Source organism: Treponema sp. (genome assembly GCF_045657965.1).
Lineage (GTDB): Bacteria > Spirochaetota > Spirochaetia > Treponematales > Treponemataceae > Treponema_D.
On sequence record NZ_JAZOUG010000057.1, the window covers coordinates 1 to 4,816 of the forward strand.

Sequence of the window (4,816 nt, forward strand, 5' to 3'; positions counted from 1 at the left end):
TATCATCCGGGAGTTAATGAAGTGTTTTGACTTTAAGAGTTCATATCCGTTCTGGCTGATATGCGGTAAATTTCCCTACGGTGGCTGGACTGAAACAGACGATAAACCTCTTGAATATATACTTAAGTATAGTAAGAAATATGCATTCATCTTTAAGTGCTGCATTTACGGGCTGGACCTTAAGAAGGGAATGCCGATGCCGGCGGTACAGGTTAGTAAATGCCTTAAGACTGTAAATGCCATAGCTGATAACGGGCGTATACTTTCAGCTGACTATATAGAATTTTATTGTAATTCCGTTGATATCAACGTTATTGCTTATGAATATGATATGGCTGCCATAAGCTGCACGGATGTACGGTACTCAAGGCAGGACTATCTTCCCAGATGGTTTACGGATTATGTCTTTCAGTGCTTTAAAGAAAAGGAAGAAACAGATAAGGATAAGGATCCGGTTAATTACTCAATTCGCAAAGCGAAAGTAAATTCACTATATGGAATGTGCGCCCAGAAGCCGGTTAAGGACGATATTGTGCAGAACTATGAAGACGGAACCTATGACACTATTGAAATGGATCCGGACGAAAGTTATCGATATATGAAAGAGAAATATGAAGAGTGGTGCGGACAATACCAGAATGTCATGCTTTATACAACCGGCATATGGACTACCAGCTACGCACAAAAGGCTCTTTTTGAGTTGGGCCGGTGCTGTAAGACCTGGGTATATTCCGACACTGACAGTATTTACGGCTACGGCTGGGATGTTGAAAAGATTGAACGATATAATACCAAAGTTAAAAATATGCTTAAAGCCCGCGGTTATGGTGCTGTTATAAATGCCAAAGGTAAAGAGTCATGGCTTGGTATAGCAGATCTTGACAAGGACGGAATAAAGGAATTTGTCACGCTGGGAGCTAAGCGTTATGCATACCGGGATTCAAAGGGTGAACTTAAAATCACAGTCGCCGGAGTTCCGAAGAAGGGCGCTGCATGTCTTAAAGATAATATCGAAAATTTCAAAGTCGGCACAATATTCTCCGGCAGCGTAACCGGAAAGAAGATGCATTCATATATCATTGCCAAAGATATTTATAAAAATGAGTATGGTGATGAAATAGGCGACTGTATTGACCTTAACCCTTGTGATTACCTGCTGGATTCAACAGACAGATTCACGGAAGAAGACTTTAATGCATTATTTAATGAAGAAATTATTGAAGAGGTAGACGTTTATGCTTTTGGAGCAGATGACTAAAGAACAGCTTTCTGAAGATATCCGGGACGGATATTATCACTTTCAGGAAGATCTGGAGAAGCAGCCGGATGCATGGCTTTATGTTGCATGGAGCCTTCGAGGTCCGGGTAAAACATATAGCGCTTTATGGTATATGGTAAGAAATAAGATACCGTTTATCTATATGCGACGAACAAATATTGATGTAAAGAACTTATGCAGCCCACTAAACGATTTTGAGCAGTCGCCTTTTAAACCTATAAACCGCGATAAAGGAACACAAATTTATCCGGTGCTGGCGTCTGAAGGAATGGGTGGTTTTTATGAATTTAATTCTGAAGGAGAACCGGAAGGACCACAGCTGGGCAAGATTGTATCTTTTGCCAAGTTTGCTGACACTAAGTCGATTGATATGTCAGAATATGACTTTATCATAATGGATGAGTTCATTCCCTTGCGCGGCCAGATAGTAAAGAAGGCTGAAGGCGATATGCTGCTTACTATTTATATGACCGCCAGACGTGACAGAACCAAAAGAGGAAGAAAAGACCTGAAGCTTGTGCTTTTCGGAAACGGCTCAGAGATTGCAACACCTATTACTGCAGGTCTATCCTTAATTGATGATCTTGCGGAAATGAACAGCCGGAAAACTCTTTACTACTATGAAGAAGAACGCATGATATCTTACCACCACGTAACAGCCGGAGAATATCCAATGGCTAAGATTGAAGATGATGCCGGTATTATGAAAGCAATGAAGGGCACTGCATGGGCCGCCACAGAACTTGAAGGCGAGTTTGGTTATAATGACTTTTCAAACGTGCTTGATATGTCAATTAAGGGCATGCGGCCATATTTAAAACTTAAATATCATAAGACTCAGACTGCTTATATCTATTACCGGGAATATGACGGAGTGTATTACATGACAACTTCCGGCACTAACCAGAAGGTAAAAGTTTACGACCTGAACCGGGAAAACGAACAAAAGCGGTTCTGGATAGAGCAGGGTGTTGATCTTCGAATTGCCTGCATTGAAGACAGGATGAAATTCAAGAAATATTCCATGTATGATTTAATAGTGAACTACAAAAGATACTTTACTATTTGAATTGTGCATGATATATTTAACTTGCAAGCGGTGCGCCGTTTGCAGTCTGAAATCAACTACTGACGGCGCCGGAGTAATTCAGCGCACTCCGGCAGTCTTCAGTGGTAAGAATTATGAGCGCAGCATAAGCTGCAGAAAGGTGATTATTTATTATGAAAAAGAGTACAGACACAAAAGAAACTAAGAAGTTTGAAGTAAAAGTTAAGAGAGCCAAAGCATTTTCCGATACCAGAACAGGCTTCTCCATGGAAGTAAATGGCATTGATATCAATGACTGTGTTTATATCGAATGGAAAGACGGCGACTTCATAAGCTTTCCTTCTTATAAGGATAAGAACGGAGCCAAGGACGAAAAAGGCCGCGATAAGTATTGGAACTATGCATGGTTCCCTATTTCAAAAGAACTTCTGGCAGATATTAAGAAGCAGATTGAGGCACTTCTGTGAACCGATAATGATGGTTTTGTGAATGCCCCGTGGGAGCTTCAGAAGGAACTGGAATAATGGAATTTAAAGATATTCTGGATGCGATAAGCACAACCGGCTTCCCAATAGCCGTAACAATTTACTTACTCATTGAGCGTAACGGCACAATGAATAAATTCACGCAGGCGCTGACTGAACTTACCCAGAGTGTGAATATACTCGTTGAGTATGTAAAAGGTAAGAACTCAAAAGATGACTAAAATCGTTTTCGATTTTGATCATAATTGTAAATTCCTTCTGTCTTAAGGGCTGAGCAATCAGCCCTTATTTCAGATTGATTTGTACTACACTTGTAGAAAGGAGAAACAAATGAACGTTTACTTTTACAAGAATTTCAAGAAAAGAACCAATTCAACAAAACAGCCGGCTGTTAATTCTCATGATAGAATCATTGACTGTCAGCTGAAAGAGAACTGCAGCATAGAAAATCCTATACTCAGGATCACAACCGGAAGTGCTACTGCAGGATGGCAGGATACTTTAAACTATGCCTATATTCCTTCATGGGGCAGATATTATAAAGTTGAAGACGGAGTTTATGCCGGCGGTAATATATGGGAAGTTCATCTTGTAGATGATGCAGCGGCAAGTAATAAGGCGAACATACTTCAGTGCAATGCATTTATTGAATATTCAGGACTTTCCGGTGAAGTATATGTTCCTGATCAGAGAATGACAATGCGCGGCAATGCAACCATGGCCGGCAGCTCTACGACTACAATGACGAGTTTGTTCGATTCTGATCTGCACTATTATGTGACAGTCATAAATGACTATGGTGCAGATTGCTGCTATGAGTTCGACAGAGCCACTTTTGAACTTGTATGCAATAGAATCTATTCTGTAGATCCTAACGTGCAAGCAGCTATCGAAAGGCAGGTAGGAAGTGTATTTGAATCTATCACTTCAGTTACTGCGATGCCTTTTAGTTTAAAAGCTCATAAAACAGCATACACGGATGGTTATGTTTCAAGCTTTGCTTTCCGTATAGGTGATAATTATATCTATGATGCAAACCAGAACTTCATAAATGGTTCAATCTGGCATCCTTTACCACCTGATAATAATCAGGTATGTGACTATTGCTATAGCACAGATGTAAATGTATCAATTCCATGGGATGCTAACATCAGTGACTTCCGGAATCTGGCACCTTATACGGAGTTTTATTTATGGCTGCCATTTTATGGTGAACTTGAAATTCCTGCCAGATACCTTGTAAGCGCTTCACAGCTTGTTGTTAGATGTGTATTCTCTGTACGTGATGGTACTGTCACATACCATTTAATGTGTAACGGCAGGACCTTCGGAACGCATACGGCAGTGATCGCGCAGGAACTTGCAATTGCTCAGGTAATAGGCAACCAGATCGGACAGATGAAGGCAGGCCTTAACATGGCCCAGGGTGTTATATCATCACTTGCTTCCGGCAATGTAATATCCGGCATTGTTGGAACTGCCGGAAGTATTACAAACGGCCTTTTCAATCTTGGTATTGCCGGACTTGAAAAGAATGTGCAGACACTTGGAAATACTACCGGTATGTCAATGAAATATCTGCCGCGAGATATCACATTGCATAGATTTTACTATCCGCCTGTTACTACTCCAAGCAATTACAAGGCTATCATGGGAGCGCCTTACATGCGCGTTGACACTCTTTCAAATCATTCAGGATATTTTGTTAAGTGCAATTCTGCAAGCGTTGAATTGAGCCATTATGCAGGCGAAACCGAAACAATTAACAACATGCTTAATTCTGGCATATACTTAGAGTAATTTACCTGACAAGGTTTTTCACTACCCTCGTAAAGCCCCGGTCAACTCTGGCCGGGGTTTTGCTATGCTACGGCATGATGTAGCGCGAGGTGCCGTTGATTAGCCAGGGCAAGAGCAAGGCGGTGGCCACCGGTCAGAGCGAGGTGTGACGCGCGGTGGCCGGACCGGGGAAAGTCAAAAAAGTGATACCCCTTAAACAACTTT

The 4,816-nt window shown here is 41.3% G+C and carries 5 protein-coding genes; all 5 read left to right on the forward strand.

Annotated elements, in window-relative coordinates; translation table 11 throughout:
- Window positions 1-1,258, forward strand: a 1,258-nt coding sequence (locus tag ACKI5B_RS02080) for a DNA polymerase (protein ID WP_407425344.1), incomplete at its 5' end; no start/stop codon positions are given.
- Window positions 1,236-2,348, forward strand: a complete 1,113-nt coding sequence (locus ACKI5B_RS02085; protein ID WP_407425346.1) for a hypothetical protein — start codon at window positions 1,236-1,238, stop codon at window positions 2,346-2,348. The genes ACKI5B_RS02080 and ACKI5B_RS02085, both read left to right, overlap by 23 nt.
- Window positions 2,349-2,500: 152 nt before the next feature.
- Window positions 2,501-2,794 carry a hypothetical protein gene (locus ACKI5B_RS02090; RefSeq protein ID WP_407425347.1) on the forward strand — a complete coding sequence of 98 codons (294 nt, stop codon included), beginning with the start codon at window positions 2,501-2,503 and terminating at the stop codon, window positions 2,792-2,794.
- 56 nt (window positions 2,795-2,850) lie between these two features.
- On the forward strand, window positions 2,851-3,033 hold the full coding sequence (locus tag ACKI5B_RS02095) for a YvrJ family protein (RefSeq protein ID WP_407425349.1): 183 nt from the start codon (window positions 2,851-2,853) through the stop codon (window positions 3,031-3,033).
- 109 nt (window positions 3,034-3,142) lie between these two features.
- The gene (locus ACKI5B_RS02100) at window positions 3,143-4,612 is read left to right on the forward strand and encodes a hypothetical protein (protein WP_407425351.1); all 1,470 of its coding nucleotides are present in this window, start codon (window positions 3,143-3,145) and stop codon (window positions 4,610-4,612) included.
- Window positions 4,613-4,816: the final 204 nt, after the last annotated feature.